The sequence below is a fragment of the Candidatus Accumulibacter vicinus genome (genome assembly GCF_000584955.1).
GTDB lineage: Bacteria > Pseudomonadota > Gammaproteobacteria > Burkholderiales > Rhodocyclaceae > Accumulibacter > Accumulibacter vicinus.
The window spans coordinates 312509-327702 of record NZ_JDSS02000019.1 but is presented as its reverse complement, the minus strand read 5'-3'; the positions used below and the strand labels follow the sequence as shown (position 1 = coordinate 327702).

The following is a 15194-nucleotide window of genomic DNA, read 5'->3' as shown; positions in this document are numbered from 1 at the left end:
TTGAAGAAGGGTACCGGATAGACCGGTACCCTGAAACAACTGGTACCTGTTTTTTCTTTTATTAATCAACAAAGTACCAGTAGGTTCCAGTTAGATAAGTAGATTGGAAAGGGGAAGAAACGGAGAAAAGATATAAGTGAATACTAATACAAATGTATCGGTTTACGTATACAGGGGGAGTGTGAAAATCGGTACCAACTGGTACCGGTACCTCCGACCCAAAAACGGCCATGAGAAAGGAAGAAAAATGCAACTGAGCAAAGAAGAGATTGAACAGTTGGAAACCAAAGTGCGCGCGGCTGCGCAACAGGCGATTGCGTATCCCACCGACGCCTTGCCTGACGGCATGCGAACGCTAGTGGACATGCAGTTGGGTACGTACCACACCTACACCCACGTCGCGGCGTTGACCCTTCTTCACCTCGCCCGCCTAGCCACCGCTGTCGAATCCCTCGCGAAAACCCTGAACGGGACGGCCGCGAGTGAGCAAATTGACTGGGATACACGGACACCCCCCCAGGCCGTGGAGGTGCATCTCGACCCGCCGGTGATCGATCCTGCGAACTCCGTCGTCGACCCGGACCACTACGCATGAGCGCCAAGGTCCTGATTACGACACGAGAGGCCGCCGCGTTGATGGGCATCCAGGTCAAGACCCTGATTGTGATGCGCTGTATCGACAAGGATGGCAAGTACCGGGGCGTGCTTCCGATCAAACGCGCCAATGGCCATTTGATGTGGCCCAAGGCAGATTTGGAGAAGCTGAAAGCCGCTAAAACCAATCATTAGATTTTACTTATATAAGCATTCGCTTATGTGTCATAATTTCTCAATCCGTAATGGAGTTACGTATGCTGGAACAAGCCCCTCTGGAATCGACTGTCGAGATATACCTGGTTCGCCGGGTCAAGGCGCTTGGCGGCAAGGTTCTGAAATTCGTTTCACCAGGTAACGCGGGGGTTGCAGACCGTCTGATTCTGCTGCCCAAGGGGGTTCATGCCTTCGTTGAGACAAAGCGCCTGGGCGAGCCCCTGGACCCCCTGCAGGAGAAGTTCGCGAGGGATTGCAAGGCGCTCGAGCACGGCTGTTATCGCGCCTCCTGCGTGACCGCGGTGGACATCCTGTTGCAAAAGCTGGAGTTTGAGCTCGCGTTGTGCGGGGGGATCGATGACTGAGTCCCTGGCGCTCAGGCCCTATCAGGACCGTATGCAAAAGCACCTGATCGCCCACCCCTATTGCGCGCTGTGGGCGGATATGGGCGCCGGCAAAACGGCCACGGTGTTGTCGGCCATTCTCCGGCTTGTCGAGGACCTCGATGTCGCGCGGGTGTTGGTGGTGGCGCCGAAACGGGTGGCCCTCAACATGTGGCCGGCAGAGGTCGCGAAGTGGGCGCAATTCCAGGGGCTCTCTGTCCGCGTGCTCACCGCCAAGGATTTTGGCTTGCAGTTCCGCGAGGTGGCGATCAAACGCCGGGGAGAGGAGACTCTCGTCAAACGGCTGACCCCCACAATCGCGCCACAGGCGTTTTTCACCGGTGAGACGATCACCACGATCAGTCGAGACCTTCTGCACGTCCTGGTGGCGCTGCTGGGCCGCCGGGGGTGGTGTTTTGACATGCTGGTCCTCGACGATGTGGGGATGCGTGACTCCGGAGCGAAGAAGTTCGCGGCAGTCAAAGCGCTGCGCACGCACGGCTGCCTGGGCCGGTTGGTGCAGCTCTCCGGCACCCCTCGCCCGAAGAGTCTGCTGGACTTGTGGCCACAGCTCTATCTGCTCGACCAAGGCCAGCGACTGGGCCGCACGATGACCGGGTACAAGGCGCAGTGGTTTGTGCCGGATAAGCGTAGTCGGGATGGTCGTCAGGTATTCAGCTACCGCCCGATACCCGGCGCCGAGGACGACATTTTCAAGCGTGTCTCGGATATCTGCGTGAGCCTGCTGCCTGAGGACGTGGTGCAACTGCCCGAGCGCACAATCAACGTGATCCCACTGCAGCTCACCGGCCGAGCGCGCGAGGCGTACCGACAGATGGCCCGGCATCAACTTTTCACGGTCGACGGTGCCGATATCACCGCCGGCAATGCCGCGGTGCTGGTCGGCAAGCTGCTGCAGCTGGCCAGTGGCGCGGTCTATGACGAGGACGGGCGGGTTCAGCGCATTCACGACGTGAAGATGGAATGCCTGGAAGAGGTGATCGAATCCCTCAATGGCGTGCCGCTACTGATCGGGTATTGGTTCGCACACGAACGCGATCGAATCAAAGCCCGGTTTCCGCAGGCGGTCGAACTCAACGATTACCCCGACACAGAGGACCGCTGGAATCGCGGCGAAATCGACCTCCTGATGCTGCACCCCCAGGGTGGCGCGCACGGGCTCAATCTCCAGTTCAACGACGGCCAGGGATTCTGGTTTGGCCCGATTCATGATTATGAGCTGTGGCAGCAGTGGAACAAGCGGCTGCATCGACCGGGACGAAAAACCCCGGTGATGATCCACGTGCCGATTATCTCCGACACCATCGAGCGCGAGGTGCTGGAGAGTCTGGGGCCAAAAGGGGAAGGTCAAGACAGACTGCTGCGCGCAGTACGGATTGAGGTGGAGAAACTCACAAAGGTGGCGGCATGAGCGCGGACATACTCGACGACGCTAGCGCACGGGAGCAGCAGGCACGCGACAGGGCGATCGCCGCGGCTCGCCAGGCCTCGCGCAGCACTCGCCCCGTGATCTGGCACACCCACTGCGCCTGGTGCCATGAGCCTTCGCCCGACGGCCGGGAGTACTGCAATTATGGCCAGGACAGTTGTGCGATGGACGCTCGCCGGGAGCAGGAGATCAAAAAGAGGCAGGGGTTGCGATGAGCGTTCGCGAGGGAGGTCTGACCCTCCCATCTCTGCCAAGTGACGGGGGTCACTCTTTCAAAATTTCCACTATCATGATAGATATAATCAATCGATAATTGGATTTACGATAGATGATGGCTATTAGTCTGGTGCCATGCCTTGAGATTGTGTCGCAGATCACGATGGCCGCGGCGGCGGCCGAGCGGGATCAGAAGGATTGTGAGATGGCTGAGCCAAGGCGCCCATCGGCTATCCGATCAAAGGTGACGGCCTCCGTGCTTGATTTCTTGCGGGTGTCAGGAAAATTCGTGCGGGAGCACGAAGTGCGCAGGGCGCTTGGGATCGCGCATCCGGCGGCTTGCTGGGCTCTGCTCAGTCTGCGGAAAAATGGGCTGGTCGATGCGGTACCGGATACGGCGCGGAATTCTAGGTATTTGCGGTATCGGGCGAAGCGGTCGTAAAAAAGGAGCCGATAGGATATGCCGTTTGTCAAAGGGCAACCGAGAACTCCTGGGTCTGGCCGCAAACCTGGGTCGCAGAACATGACGAGCCAGAAGCTAAAAGAGCTGATATTCAACGCTCTACAGCAGCAGGAGGGAGGAGCGCTTGCGTATCTCAAGGCGAGAGCGACTGACGAGCCTCGGGCGTTCATGGCGCTGCTAGGGAAACTGCTCCCTACCCAGATCACTGGCGACGATGAGGGTGGGCCTGTGCGCATCGAGACGATCACCCGCCGAGTAATCAGGCCGCCGGACGCTGACTAATGGGCGGGCGAGACCTGGTCCTGGATACTCCAGCGGTGTTCGAGCCTCTGCTGTATCCAGGTATGCGATACAGAGGCGCACATGGCGGCCGGGCAAGCGGGAAATCCCATTTTTTCGCTGAGAAACTGGTCGAGGAAGCGGTTGTGTCGCCAGGGGACCGAGGCGGCGAAGGCCTGCGTGCGGTGTGTGTGCGAGAGGTGCAGCGGACGCTGGCCAGCTCGTCGAAACTGCTCATCGAGGACAAGATCAGGAGGATTGGCCTAGGGCGTCTGTTCCGGATCTATGAGGATCGCATCAAAACTCCCGGAGATGGACTGATCATATTCCAGGGGATGCAGAACCACACCGCCGAGTCTGTCAAATCACTGGAGGGATTCCGAGTAGCGTGGATCGACGAGGCGCAGTCGATCAGCGGAAGGTCGCTTGATCTGCTACGGCCGACGATTCAACGAGTGGCCGGCGCCGAGATTTGGGCAAGCTGGAATCCGCGCCGGCCGACAGACGCAATCGATGTGCTCCTGCGCGGCGCTGAGCAGCCGACCGGATCAGTTGTGGTGCGCGCGAACTGGAGGGACAACCCGTTCAGGACGCCAGAGACCGATCAGGAGCGCGCCGACTGCCTGCGAATCGACCCTGACAGCTATCCGCACATCTGGGAAGGCGAGTATGCCACGGCGCATAAGGGCGCATATTTCACCCGCGAGCTGTCCGCTTTGCGTGCCGAAGGCCGTCTGTGCGCTGTCCCCGTCGACCCTCTCATGACAGTGCATCTGTTCTGGGACATCGGCGGCACAGGCGCCGCTGCGGATGCGTGCTCGATCTGGGCGCTGCAGCGGATCGGCCGAACAATCGGCGTCATTGACTACTACGAGGCTTCCGGTCAGCCGCTCGCAGCTCACGTCGCTTGGCTGCACTCCAGAGGATACAAGCCTGGCGCCAATGTCCAGCTATGGCTTCCGCATGACGGCGTACAGCACGACAAGGTGTTTCAAGTCACGTACCAGAGCGAACTGGAAAAGGCCGGGTACGACGTGACCGTCGTCAAAAATCAGGGCGCAGGTGCTGCCATGGCGCGCGTGCAAGCTGTTCGCCGACTCCTGCCTCAGTGCGCCGTCGATCCGCGATGCTCGCCAGGTGTCGAGGCGCTTGGTTGGTATCACGAGAGGCGCGACGAGAACAGGAATTGCGGACTCGGACCTGAGCACGATTGGTCCTCGCATGCCGCGGACGCATTCGGCCTGGCAGCTATCGTGATGATCGACGCACTGAGCAGCGGGACACCGACAGGGTCGCCGACGATGCAACGGGCGCGTCGCCCAGCGTGCTGGAGATCCTGAGAATCAATCATGGTATATCTGCTAGCTGAATAGCATGGCGCGCGCACGATGGCAGAAGAACTTTCGCTCGACGAGTACACCGATTTCTGGACTGAAATTCAGGAGCAGCCGCCGTGGCGCACAAAATCCGATCGCGAGGCTGACTACGTCGACGGCAATCAACTGGATGCTGAGATCCTGCAGAGAATGGCCGAAATAGGAATCCCGCCGGCCATCGAACCTCTGATGGGGCCTGTACTGTCCTCGGTCCTTGGCATGGAAGTGCGGAATCGCGGGGACTGGATCGTGCGGCCGCAGTCGCAGGACGATAGCTCAGATGTGGCTGACGCGCTTGGCTTCAAGCTGCATCAGGCAGAGCAGCGGTCAAAAGCAGATGTCGCCTGCTCCGAGGCGTTCAAGACACAGATCGGCCTCGGAATAGGTTGGTGCTATGTGGGTCGGGAAGAAGATCCGTTCCGTTATCCGTACAAAGTCGAAGCTGTCCACCGGAATGAGATTTTCTGGGACTGGTTCGCAAAGCCGGACCTGTCGAATGCCCGCTATCTGATCCGCCGGCGCTGGTTCGACAAGCGCATTCCAGAGCTGATTTTTCCGAAGCATGCCGGGTTGATCCGGCATACGACGAGCGGATGGTTCGATTACGGCGTGGGCCATTTCATGACCGATGCGGCCGGGTCGCTGCCTGATCTGTTCGCCAGCCAGGAACAGGAGCGCACATGGTCAATCGAGGAATCGCAATGGCGCAATTCGTCGCAGAACCGTGTCGCCCTCTGCGAGTGCTGGTATCGCCGATGGAATCGCGTCACCGTCATCAGATCTCCGGACGGCCGAGTGGTCGAGTACGACCGGAAAAACTCGGCGCATGTGGTCGCAGTGGCAAAAGGGATTGTATCGGTCGATAGCGCGATTGTGTCGCGAGTGCGATTGTCGTGGTGGCTCGGGCCGCACAAGCTGGCGGATGTCGATCATCCAGAGCAGCACGGAAAATTTCCGTATGTCCCGTTCTGGGGGATGCGCGAGGATCGGACCGGAGTGCCGTTTGGGTTGGCTCGTGGGATGGTCTATTTGCAGGATCAGATCAACGCTCTGCACAGCAAATCGCAATGGATGATGGCGGCTCGCCGAGTAGTCCGGACTCAGGGCGCGGTGGTCGGGGAGGATGAGCAATTCAGGCAGGAGGTTGCCAGGCCGGACGCGGACATCATACTGGACGCGAAGGCGATGCGCGACGGCGGCATTTTCAAGGTCGAAACGGACTTGGAACTAACGCAGCAGCAGTTCCAGCGTCTGGCCGATTCGAGAGAGGCTATTCGGCGAGTCGGAGGAATCTACTCTGAATTCCAGGGACAGAACTCGAACACAACCAGCGGCGTGCAATTCAACAGCCAGGTTGAGCAGAGCAATCAGAGCCTCGCCGACATCCTGGACAATTTCAAGACGGCGAGAACGGAAGTGGGCGAGATTCTGCTATCTCTGATCATCGCGGACACGATCGGAAAACAGGAGGACGTTTTCCTGGATGGCGGCGGGTTGGTCGATGACCGCACGATCGGAATCAATGTTCCGGCCGTCGACGAGGACGGTTTCGAGTACCTCGATAATGACGTTTCCCGCGTTGCGCTGACAGTAGGGATTGACGACGTTCCGTCTGCCGCAACGTTCAAGCAGCAGCAGCTCAACGCGATGACCGAGGCGTTCAAGGTCATGCCGGCACAGTATCAGTCGGTGATGATTCCGTTCCTGCTGTCGCTGATGGATCTGCCGAAAAGTGCCGATCTGATCAAGGAGATCCGTGCGGCAGCGTCTGCTTCTTCGCCTGAACAAGTCGAGCAGCAGATCAAACAGGCTGTCGATCAGGCGCTGGTCAAATCACGAGCAGAAATAGAGCTGGAAAAGCTTCGCCAGAACAAGCCGCTGATCGATGCGCAGGTCAGCAAACTGGCCGCCGAAGCGGCAACCAAAGCTGTCGAGGGATTTTTCTCGGCAACACAGGCGGCCAACCAGATTGCCATGCTGCCAGGGCTCGCGCAATCAGCGGATCAGATATTGAGGTCTGCTGGAATGCCGGACCGAGATGCAGCGCCGCTTATCGCGCCAGTTCCGAATGGAACGCCTTCGGCTGACCTTCAGCAAAACACTTCCCCGGCCTTCCCTGCCAATCCGTCTGTTGGGCTCAAGACCGGGATAGAGGGCGGGCAACAACCCCCATTCAGTGAAGGGTAATCATGAGTTCATTGCAAGAAACCGCTGTTCGCTACGGCGCCGTGACGCCAAGCGACTCGACCGAGTTGAAATTCAAAGCGCTGTACATCGGCGGCGCAGGATCTGTAGTGATCCGGCAGGCTGGGTCTGACATCGGAGCAGTAACGTTTGCCGCCGTTCCTGCTGGTACGCAGCTCTTGGTGTCTGGAAATCGCGTGATGGCCGCCAGTGGCGCAACCAATATCGTATGGCTCGATTGGTAGTCAAAATCAATCATGCTAAAAAGGCAGCAGCCCGCCGTGATGGCGCGCGATCCGCAGCAGATGGAGGCGGAGGCCCTTCGGGGCCAATGCCATTTTCGTAACGCCCGCTTACATCTCGCCCGCAGCACAAGCGATATGTGACCGGATAGCCCGCCGTGATGGCGCGCGAGTCCTGTAGATGGAACGGTAGATGGAAAAAGATTTGTCATACTTCATGGAGCACCCTGAAGAATTCGACCAGCTTTCAGACGAAGATCGTATGTCGCTGCATATCGGCGAGTCGATCGAGGGCGAGATTACAGGCGAATCGCCCGACGCCAGCACTGAAAAGTCAGCCGAAGGTGCGACAAAGAACGAAGCGCAGACAGCCGCAGAGGAACCCATTGTCGTGGTGGCCAAGGACGGGAAGCACACGATCCCGTTCGAGGAACTGCAACGGGCCAGAGACGAGGCCAAATACTGGCAGGCGCAAGCCGAGGAAGCCAGCCGGCTCGCTCAACAATCCCAATCAGAGCAGCAGCAGAATCAGCCAGCCGCCGTCGATCTGAAGCAGCTTCGCCGCGAGCTTCGCGAGGCGATGTTGCTTGAGAACGACGCCAGGATCGAGGAGCTTGAGGCGCAGATTGACGAGGAGATCAGCTGTAAGGCTGAAGCCAGGGCAATCCAAGTCCTTCAGCAACAGGCGGCGCAGGCCGAAGAGCGAGCGATTTCAGCTACTGCCGAGATCCTGATCAAAACATATCCCGACCTGGATCACACAAAGCCTGGCGCCAACCTGGAAGCCATCGCGACCGTGCAGGCGCTGAGTGCGATGTACGTCAACAAGGGCTCTACTCGCGCTCAGGCGCTGGTGGACGCTGTTGATCGGGTGGCCAAGCTCTATGGGATGGGAGAGAAGGCGAAAGCTGACCTTCCGGATGAAGCCGCGATGGCGAAGGCGGAAGCTGACCTTCCGGATGAAGCCGCGATGGCGAAGGCGGAAAAAGTTATCGCACAGGCCAGCGCAAAGGCAAAGGTGCCGTCAAGCCTTTCGTCAATTCCTGCGGCAGCAACCCCACCAACAGATGAGTTGCAGGCGCTGTCGTCGATGTCTGTGCAGCAGGTTCAGGACAAGCTCATGAGCATGCCGCGAGAAAAAATATTGGCCGTTCTGTCTCGACAGATGTAGCCGGCCATTTTGATTCACCGCCGTGATGGCGGAATTTTCCTCATACAGGAGCAGTAAAAATGGCAACCACAGCAGTCCCTTATGGGTCTGACCAACAGGTCAAGATCCAGTCGGTCGGCCTGTTCGCTGCATGCATGCAGCGCAAGACCGGCCTCAATCGGATGGCCGGCGCAATGTCCAAGCAGGCAGACGCCAGCGGCAATATTCGACTCGTCAGCACCAACAAGAAGCCGATCGTTCGGGTTCAGGAACTCTCCAAGTCGGCCGGCGATGAGGTGACATTCGACCTTGTCAACCCGGTCAGAGCCATTCCGATCATGGGCGACGAGTGGGCGCAGGGGAAGGGCTCCGTGCTCACGTTCGCACAGGACCGGCTGCGGATCAATCAGGCTCGATTCCCGATCAGCGCAGGCGGCGCAATGTCGCAACAGCGCACGCCGCATCAGCTCCGGCCGTTAGCACAAGATGTCGCGCTATCGTCACTTGAGCGATTCTCGGATCAGGCATCTTTGGTCCATCTGGCCGGCGCACGAGGATTCCACGACAACATCGAGTGGTGCGTTCCGACCACGGCGCATGCCGACTTCTCGAAAGTGATGGTCAACATCGTACGCGCTCCGACCAGAAACCGCCATTTTCTATCGACCGGATCTGGCCTTGAGCAGGTGCCAACCGGAGGCTATACGATCGCCACGACTGACGTGATGAACTCTGATGTCGTGGACGGCATCGCCACTTGGCTGGATGGCATGGCCCTTCCTCTGCCTGGGGTCGAATTCGAGAATGACGAGGCGGCGGCTGATTCGCCTGTGCGCGTGCTGATGGTATCCGCCGAGCAGTACAACTCGTTCATCCAGAGCACCAATTTCCGGACGCTGCAAGCGCAGGCCATCTCTCGGGCGCAAATGGCCAAGAACCACCCGGTTTTCCTCGGCGACGCGCTGCTCTGGCGAGGGATTCTCATCCTCAAGATGCCGCGGCCGATCCGTTTCTATCCTGGAGATACGGTCCAGTGGTGCGCGTCCACCACCTCGGCAACCGAGACGGCCGGGACGATTCCTGCGCTCGGCTCCGGGTACGCAGTCGATCGCGCCATTCTGCTCGGCGGTCAGGCGCTCGCGGAGGGATTCGGTCGGCACAACGGAAGTGGAAGTTCATATTTCACCGCAGAAGAAACGACCGACTTTGGCAATCAGCGTGAGTACGTCGTGGGCGAGATCGCTGGTCGGTCGAAAATCCGATTCCTGGTCGATCATGGGAACGAGCAGCAATATACCGACTACGGCGTTGCGGTGATCGATACCGCTGTCCGTCTGGCCGGCGTTTAAGGAGGTTTGACAGATGGCAACAGTTACTAAGAAATCGCTCCGACAGGAAATCTCTCACGCCGGGGCATTCGGCAATCGCTGGTCGCAAACCTATACGTTTGAGACCAACTCATCCGGCATCTTTGTCAGTTCCGACTTGGCAACGGCCGTACAGATCGGTGATGTGGTCCGGTTTGGAATCCTGCCTGCGGGAGTGCGAATCTCCGACGCCCTGGTCATCATCTCGGATGCCTTCGCCGCTACGACTACGTACAAACTTGGGTTTGCCTATGTTGATGGGGTCGATTCAACGGTGGTTCCGCAAGATGATGACTACTTCATCGTGGCGGGTACTGCATCGTCTTCTGCTGCTCGCACGCCGGCGAACAACACGGCGGTACGTCCGCTCACGCTTCCGAAGGATGCGTATCTGATCCTGACACGGGCAGGGGCTGCTGACTCAGCGGCTGGAATTATGGATGTCGTGGTCAATGGGACTCTGGTTGGCGTGTAACGCAACAGACGCCGGTGGCCGCAAACTTCCGGCGCGTTCGTTTGGAGGGGGAACATGCAAGAGACAAGAACTATTGTCTATATCGGACGCCGAGTGCACCACAAGGATGTGACCTACGGGACCGGGGAATGGGTTCAAGGACAGCACAAACTGGTAGACGTTGCGGTCGCGTTCAAGATGCTGCGCCATCCAGATGTGTATGAAGCCGGCGTTGTCGAGGCGGTTTCGACCGTTGTTGTTCCAGAGTTCAAGAATCGGGTTCCTGAGCATGAGTTGGAAGAGACCGTCGCGGCGCTGGATGCGATAAACACGATGGATCCGGATGCGCTGTGCGATTTCGTCTCGAAAAACTTCAACCAGAAGTTGGACCGGCGCAAATCGGTGGCTAACCTCCGGCGTGATGCATCTCTACTGGTGCATCAGTTTGGGGTTATGGATGACACTCGCTGAACTCATCAGCGCGTTTCGCGTCGATGAGCGCGATACCGTTGAGCCGTATCAATGGTCAAGACTTGATCTGGCTCGATGGTACAACGAGGCGGTTGAAGAAGCGGCCATTCGCAAAAGCCTGCTGCGTGAAAACCTAGAGTTTGTGTTGTCTGCCGGTGATTCTGAGGTTTCATTGCCACCACGAATCATCGAGGTGAGGACCGCTCGAATCGTCGAAGGCGGGGCTACTTACTGGCTTTCGCCCAGCAGCCGGCACGAGCAGGACAGGTTGTTCAGGAACTGGCGAGACACCGTTGAACGGCCGAGCGCATTTATCCACGACGACATATCGATCACGCTGAATCGGATCGTTTTGGCCTCTTCCGTGCTGAAACTGGAGTGCTGTCGAACTCCGGTGAATCCGATGGAAATCGATGAGGATGAGCCTGAGATCGCAGCGGTGCACCATCGTTATCTGGACGGATGGGTTCGGTATCGGGCCTACAGAGTGCCGGACGCGGACTTCATGGACAAAGACCGTTCAGATCGTGGGCTGGCCGACTTTGAAGACTATTTTGGCCGGCGGCCAACTGCAGACCATCGGCGGGACAACAACGCGGATCGGCCGCACAGGGTAAAGGCGTGGTGATGAATGGAATGACATCTGATCCTCGGGATCATGAAGCGTTCGTTCGAGAAATCGACTTGGGGGCATATGAATCCGCTGTGAGCAGCCTCCCGAGAGGAGTCATTCCGCGCCGCAAGGGGATGACGTGGAGGCAGCATCTGGGCGCCGAGATTGAAGCAATTGGGGGGAGAAAGCCGGCCCCGTATACCCCGCATTCAACCACGTGCTATCTGTTCCGTCATCCAGCGACGCTGAGCACGCATCGCTACCTGAACGAGTACCAGTTTTACGTCCCGCTCGAAAGCGATCCTGCTGACGGCACGAGATGGTATTACGGGATGTTCCTCGGAACCAGGAATGTGGCAGCCATGGTGCCGAGTATGAGCGACATCTGCCTGGCCAAACTGGCGAAATGCGTACCTCACACGTCGATGACGAAGGTCGGGACTTGGACGACTAGCCCCGCAAACCCAGCTGCTGGGGCGTTTAGCGTATCCGGGGCAGCGTATTCCGCGACGGCAGGAGAAACCGCATCTGGAGTCGTCCGCGGTCGAACTGTTGGACTTTGCACTCACATTTTCTAGGATGTTATACACACACATTGCAGATGCGCGGTTATGAGCATGAATAAGCTGAAGCTTCCGTCAATGCGCCTCGGGGCCTCAGCGGACATTCAGATTCGCATTGAGACAGACGAGATTGTTTTTGCTCTGATCGCGTCGATCAGCCGGTCTGCGCCGACGAGAATCGCGACTCAATCTGCGCACGGGTTGCTGGACGGGTGGCGCGTGTCGGTGGTCGACGCAAAGGGGATGATCGGTCTGAATGGTATAACGTCGGTCGAGGTCTCGGTCGTCGATGCCAGCGCCGTGGATCTGCGCGGCGTCAGCAGCCTCGGATTCTCGGCGCACACTGCCGGAAGCGGTGCGCTGAAGTGGTATGCACCCAAGGACCTCTCAGATTACACCGGCGCGCGCATGGACCTGAAGCGTGCCGTCGGTGGCGATGCGGTCCTCAGCCTGCACACCGACGACGGCACCCTGGAAATCGACGCGGCGGCCAGTTCTGTCTGGATTCGACTATCGCCGACAGCGCTTTCAAACGCTGGTGTGACGGCCCGCGATTATTACTTTGACATCGAGCTGATCCGGCCGGATGGCGTCGACGCGATTTGCGCGGCGACATCGACGGTCACGGTGCTCCCTGAAATCACCACTTCAACGTAACGAGGCAACTATGGCATCTGCAAACGCTGGAATCCTTACCAAGAGATTGGCTGACGCCTACTTTGGAAGCGGGACGTTCAAATTCATGTTGGTGTCCACGCTGCCGTCAGAAAGCGATCTGGACACCTTCGACTTCCGCAACGACGTGACCAATGAAGTCGCCGCGAGCGGCTCCTACGTCACCGGCGGGGCAACAGTGACATGCACAGTCGGCGCGTATGACGCGACGAACAACCGGACGCCCGTCACCTTTGGTAATCCGGCGGCCTTCACCGCCGCGACGATCAGCGCTGTTGGCGGGTGGCTTTACAGGGCGGTTGGCTCGGCAGCTACGGACGAGTTGATTTCGTTCGTCGATTTCGGCGGCACGAAGACCAGTACCGCCGACACTTTTACGGTGACGCTCTCAACCCCGCTGTATGTCAACCGATAACCAGGAGATGTAAAAATGCTTTCGGATTCTCAAATTGCCACGCTGCGCGCCGCTGTGCTCGCAGAACCCACACTGGATACCGCCCGTGCCAACGGCGACGATTATGCGATTGCCGCCTGGTGCAATTCCGCCGCCTCTCCGGCGTACAAGGTCTGGAATACCAGCACGCCCACATCGATCATCTATGACGCAATCACCTGGGGGAATCTGACCCCGCTCGATGCGGCCGACGGAACGGCCCTATTCACTAACCGGGCGCTGGCAGCGCAGGCCAAGCAGCTCAATCTGCAGATCCTGCTTCAGGGGAGAGAAACCCTGGCAACGGGGAAGCCCAGCATTCGCACGGGGCTGCAAGATGCGCTGACGAATTTGCCGACCGGATCGGGCGGGGCACTGATCAGCGCCGGCTGGACGGCTGTCAAGACTGCGATTCAGCGCGACGCCACCAACGCCGAGAAGATTCTGACCAGCGGTGCCGGAACCTCCGCAAGCCCGAGCACGCTGGTATTCGAGGGCAAGGTGACGTCGGATGAAGCGTCGCTTCTGCGGTAATCCCCATGACCACGACCACCCTGACTAAATCCGCTGGCATCGCCCTGCTGCCGCACACACAGTGCGCCACGGCGACCGTGACCATTGGCAGCCCCGTGGATGTCTCCACCAAGCTGGGGCCTGCAACCGCGTTCATCAAAATGGGGCGGACCATTGCCACCGCCCTCACCAATCAAGTGCGATTCCGCATCGAAGGCTCTCCGAAAACCAGCGGAAACGATGAATGGGTTCCAATTTATGAGTGGCAATCCCTCAACGGAACCACGGCAGCCAGCAAGACGACGCTGAATGACGCCGCGTGCGACGCCGGGGACACCTCCTTCACGCTGACCAGTGGAACCGGATTCACCGCAGGTGATGTGATTTACCTGCGCGAGACCGGGACCCCGGCCAACAGCGAATGGTGCCGAGGAAAATCCACCTCAACCAACACCGTGACGATTGAGGAAGCGCTGACACGCGGGCACACCAACGGAATCGACGTAACCGACCTCGCCGAGATATTCTCCATTCCGATCGATCTGTCCGGGCAGGTGCGCGTGCGCCTGGTAGTCGATACTGCCAGCGCGGCATCCGGGCAGACAGTGGACTGCATCGCCTGGATGGTGACGGCGGATAGCGCCAGCACCGCCTAGCCCTCGCCTGTGTCGCTGATCCTCACCGCCGATCGTACCCGTCAGCCCATCGGCGCGGTCAGGCTCAACCGCGCCCATCCGCTTGCGCGCGGGCTGGTGTCGCTGGCCAGCGCGGGCAGCGGACTCCAGGATCTGGCCAGTGGTCGCACCGGGACGCCCACCGCCCTCAGCGGTGGGCTGACTCCTCTTGGAAGATCGTGGAATTTTGACGGCAACACCACGCTCATTGACTACGGGCTGCCGACCGATCTGCCAGACCTCTCCGGCACCTATACGATGGCCGCCTGGGTGGTGGCCAACACCAGCTCTCCCGCACGGACGATCGCACAGCTCTACGACGGAGTTCGGAACACCCATATTTGCTACGTCCCGAATAACAGCTATCTCGGACTTGAATCTGCCGCCGCGGGAAGCGGGCTATCGGTCGCGGTTTCAAACGGCCGCCCCTGCTTGATCATCGGGAGTGCGATCGCAGGCGCCCCGATCGATGTCTACGTGAACGGCGTTCGTGGGCAGAACAACGGGTCATCGGGAATCACAGCCTCCACTCAGGCAGGGTACACCCTGGGTAAACGGATTGGGGGGACTTCATTTGGCGGGCAGCTTCTTCTCGCCGCGGTCTGGAATCGGTTTTTGACCGTCGAAGAGAAGCTTCTGTTCACCCGAAATCCTTGGGCGATGTTCAAGCCTCGGCGGATCTGGATAGATTACCCCATCGCTGCAGGAGGGAGCGTTTCTGCGGAAGGCAGCCTCCCGTCGATCTCGCTGTCTGCCGCGACCGGATCAGCCACGGGCGCCGCGACGGCGAGTGCCGCTCTCCCCGCCGCATCACTCTCTGCACCTACTGGGGCGGCAACTGGATCGGCAAACACGGGAGGAAGCCTTGCGCCGCTGTC

At 59.1% G+C, this 15194-nt stretch carries 17 protein-coding genes and 1 pseudogene; all 18 read left to right on the top strand.

Going from position 1 to position 15194, the window contains the following annotated elements:
- Nucleotides 1-247 precede the first annotated feature (247 nt).
- Nucleotides 248-595 carry a hypothetical protein gene (locus tag CAPSK01_RS07835; RefSeq protein WP_034924698.1) on the top strand — a complete coding sequence of 116 codons (348 nt, stop codon included), beginning with the start codon at nt 248-250 and terminating at the stop codon, nt 593-595.
- Entirely contained in the window at nt 592-789 is a 198-nt protein-coding gene (locus CAPSK01_RS07830; protein WP_034924695.1) for a hypothetical protein, read from the top strand. The genes CAPSK01_RS07835 and CAPSK01_RS07830 overlap by 4 nt, the downstream gene beginning before the upstream one ends.
- Nucleotides 790-851: 62 nt before the next feature.
- Complete coding sequence (locus tag CAPSK01_RS22285; protein ID WP_273703293.1) at nt 852-1175, top strand: VRR-NUC domain-containing protein; 324 nt, start codon at nt 852-854, stop codon at nt 1173-1175.
- Nucleotides 1168-2625: an SNF2-related protein gene (locus tag CAPSK01_RS07820; RefSeq protein ID WP_273703292.1), complete on the top strand. Its 1458-nt coding sequence runs from the start codon at nt 1168-1170 to the stop codon at nt 2623-2625. The genes CAPSK01_RS22285 and CAPSK01_RS07820 overlap by 8 nt, the downstream gene beginning before the upstream one ends.
- Nucleotides 2622-2858: a hypothetical protein gene (locus CAPSK01_RS07815; protein WP_034924692.1), complete on the top strand. Its 237-nt coding sequence runs from the start codon at nt 2622-2624 to the stop codon at nt 2856-2858. The genes CAPSK01_RS07820 and CAPSK01_RS07815 overlap by 4 nt, the downstream gene beginning before the upstream one ends.
- 781 nt (nt 2859-3639) lie before the next feature.
- A complete protein-coding gene (locus tag CAPSK01_RS07800; protein WP_273703291.1) occupies nt 3640-4941 on the top strand; it encodes a phage terminase large subunit in 1302 nt (433 codons plus the stop codon).
- Nucleotides 4942-4989: 48 nt separating this feature from the next.
- Nucleotides 4990-7164, top strand: a complete 2175-nt coding sequence (locus CAPSK01_RS07795) for a hypothetical protein (RefSeq protein ID WP_034924683.1) — start codon at nt 4990-4992, stop codon at nt 7162-7164.
- A 2-nt stretch (nt 7165-7166) separates the two neighbouring features.
- Nucleotides 7167-7406: a hypothetical protein gene (locus CAPSK01_RS07790; protein ID WP_034924680.1), complete on the top strand. Its 240-nt coding sequence runs from the start codon at nt 7167-7169 to the stop codon at nt 7404-7406.
- Nucleotides 7407-7596: 190 nt separating this feature from the next.
- Nucleotides 7597-8574: a hypothetical protein gene (locus CAPSK01_RS07785; protein ID WP_034924677.1), complete on the top strand. Its 978-nt coding sequence runs from the start codon at nt 7597-7599 to the stop codon at nt 8572-8574.
- 59 nt (nt 8575-8633) lie between these two features.
- Complete coding sequence (locus CAPSK01_RS07780) at nt 8634-9902, top strand: DUF4043 family protein (protein WP_034924674.1); 1269 nt, start codon at nt 8634-8636, stop codon at nt 9900-9902.
- 13 nt (nt 9903-9915) lie between these two features.
- Complete coding sequence (locus CAPSK01_RS07775) at nt 9916-10395, top strand: hypothetical protein (RefSeq protein WP_034924670.1); 480 nt, start codon at nt 9916-9918, stop codon at nt 10393-10395.
- A gap of 54 nt (nt 10396-10449) precedes the next feature.
- Entirely contained in the window at nt 10450-10845 is a 396-nt protein-coding gene (locus CAPSK01_RS07770) for a hypothetical protein (protein WP_034924667.1), read from the top strand.
- Nucleotides 10832-11473 (top strand): hypothetical protein, encoded by a 642-nt coding sequence (locus CAPSK01_RS22280; RefSeq protein WP_273703290.1) that lies wholly within the window; start codon nt 10832-10834, stop codon nt 11471-11473. The genes CAPSK01_RS07770 and CAPSK01_RS22280 overlap by 14 nt, the downstream gene beginning before the upstream one ends.
- A gap of 791 nt (nt 11474-12264) precedes the next feature.
- Nucleotides 12265-12678, top strand: coding sequence for a hypothetical protein (locus CAPSK01_RS07760; protein ID WP_273703289.1), 414 nt, complete (start codon nt 12265-12267; stop codon nt 12676-12678).
- Between the two features lie 46 nt (nt 12679-12724).
- Complete coding sequence (locus CAPSK01_RS07755; RefSeq protein ID WP_273703288.1) at nt 12725-13111, top strand: hypothetical protein; 387 nt, start codon at nt 12725-12727, stop codon at nt 13109-13111.
- 15 nt (nt 13112-13126) lie between these two features.
- Entirely contained in the window at nt 13127-13663 is a 537-nt protein-coding gene (locus CAPSK01_RS07750; protein WP_034924658.1) for a hypothetical protein, read from the top strand.
- A 5-nt stretch (nt 13664-13668) separates the two neighbouring features.
- The gene (locus CAPSK01_RS07745) at nt 13669-14298 is read left to right on the top strand and encodes a hypothetical protein (protein ID WP_034924656.1); all 630 of its coding nucleotides are present in this window, start codon (nt 13669-13671) and stop codon (nt 14296-14298) included.
- Nucleotides 14299-14307: 9 nt separating this feature from the next.
- Nucleotides 14308-15194: pseudogene (locus CAPSK01_RS07740) on the top strand (hypothetical protein); the annotation flags it as partial.

Coding starts and splice junctions, on each gene's coding strand:
- CAPSK01_RS07785 (WP_034924677.1), top strand. CDS start 7,597: ATGGAAAAAGATTTGTCATACTTCATGGAGCACCCTGAAGAATTCGAC.
- CAPSK01_RS07780 (WP_034924674.1), top strand. CDS start 8,634: ATGGCAACCACAGCAGTCCCTTATGGGTCTGACCAACAGGTCAAGATC.
- CAPSK01_RS07745 (WP_034924656.1), top strand. CDS start 13,669: ATGACCACGACCACCCTGACTAAATCCGCTGGCATCGCCCTGCTGCCG.
- CAPSK01_RS07770 (WP_034924667.1), top strand. CDS start 10,450: ATGCAAGAGACAAGAACTATTGTCTATATCGGACGCCGAGTGCACCAC.
- CAPSK01_RS07760 (WP_273703289.1), top strand. CDS start 12,265: ATGATCGGTCTGAATGGTATAACGTCGGTCGAGGTCTCGGTCGTCGAT.
- CAPSK01_RS07795 (WP_034924683.1), top strand. CDS start 4,990: ATGGCAGAAGAACTTTCGCTCGACGAGTACACCGATTTCTGGACTGAA.
- CAPSK01_RS07815 (WP_034924692.1), top strand. CDS start 2,622: ATGAGCGCGGACATACTCGACGACGCTAGCGCACGGGAGCAGCAGGCA.
- CAPSK01_RS07750 (WP_034924658.1), top strand. CDS start 13,127: ATGCTTTCGGATTCTCAAATTGCCACGCTGCGCGCCGCTGTGCTCGCA.
- CAPSK01_RS07790 (WP_034924680.1), top strand. CDS start 7,167: ATGAGTTCATTGCAAGAAACCGCTGTTCGCTACGGCGCCGTGACGCCA.
- CAPSK01_RS22280 (WP_273703290.1), top strand. CDS start 10,832: ATGACACTCGCTGAACTCATCAGCGCGTTTCGCGTCGATGAGCGCGAT.
- CAPSK01_RS07775 (WP_034924670.1), top strand. CDS start 9,916: ATGGCAACAGTTACTAAGAAATCGCTCCGACAGGAAATCTCTCACGCC.
- CAPSK01_RS07830 (WP_034924695.1), top strand. CDS start 592: ATGAGCGCCAAGGTCCTGATTACGACACGAGAGGCCGCCGCGTTGATG.
- CAPSK01_RS07820 (WP_273703292.1), top strand. CDS start 1,168: ATGACTGAGTCCCTGGCGCTCAGGCCCTATCAGGACCGTATGCAAAAG.
- CAPSK01_RS22285 (WP_273703293.1), top strand. CDS start 852: ATGCTGGAACAAGCCCCTCTGGAATCGACTGTCGAGATATACCTGGTT.
- CAPSK01_RS07835 (WP_034924698.1), top strand. CDS start 248: ATGCAACTGAGCAAAGAAGAGATTGAACAGTTGGAAACCAAAGTGCGC.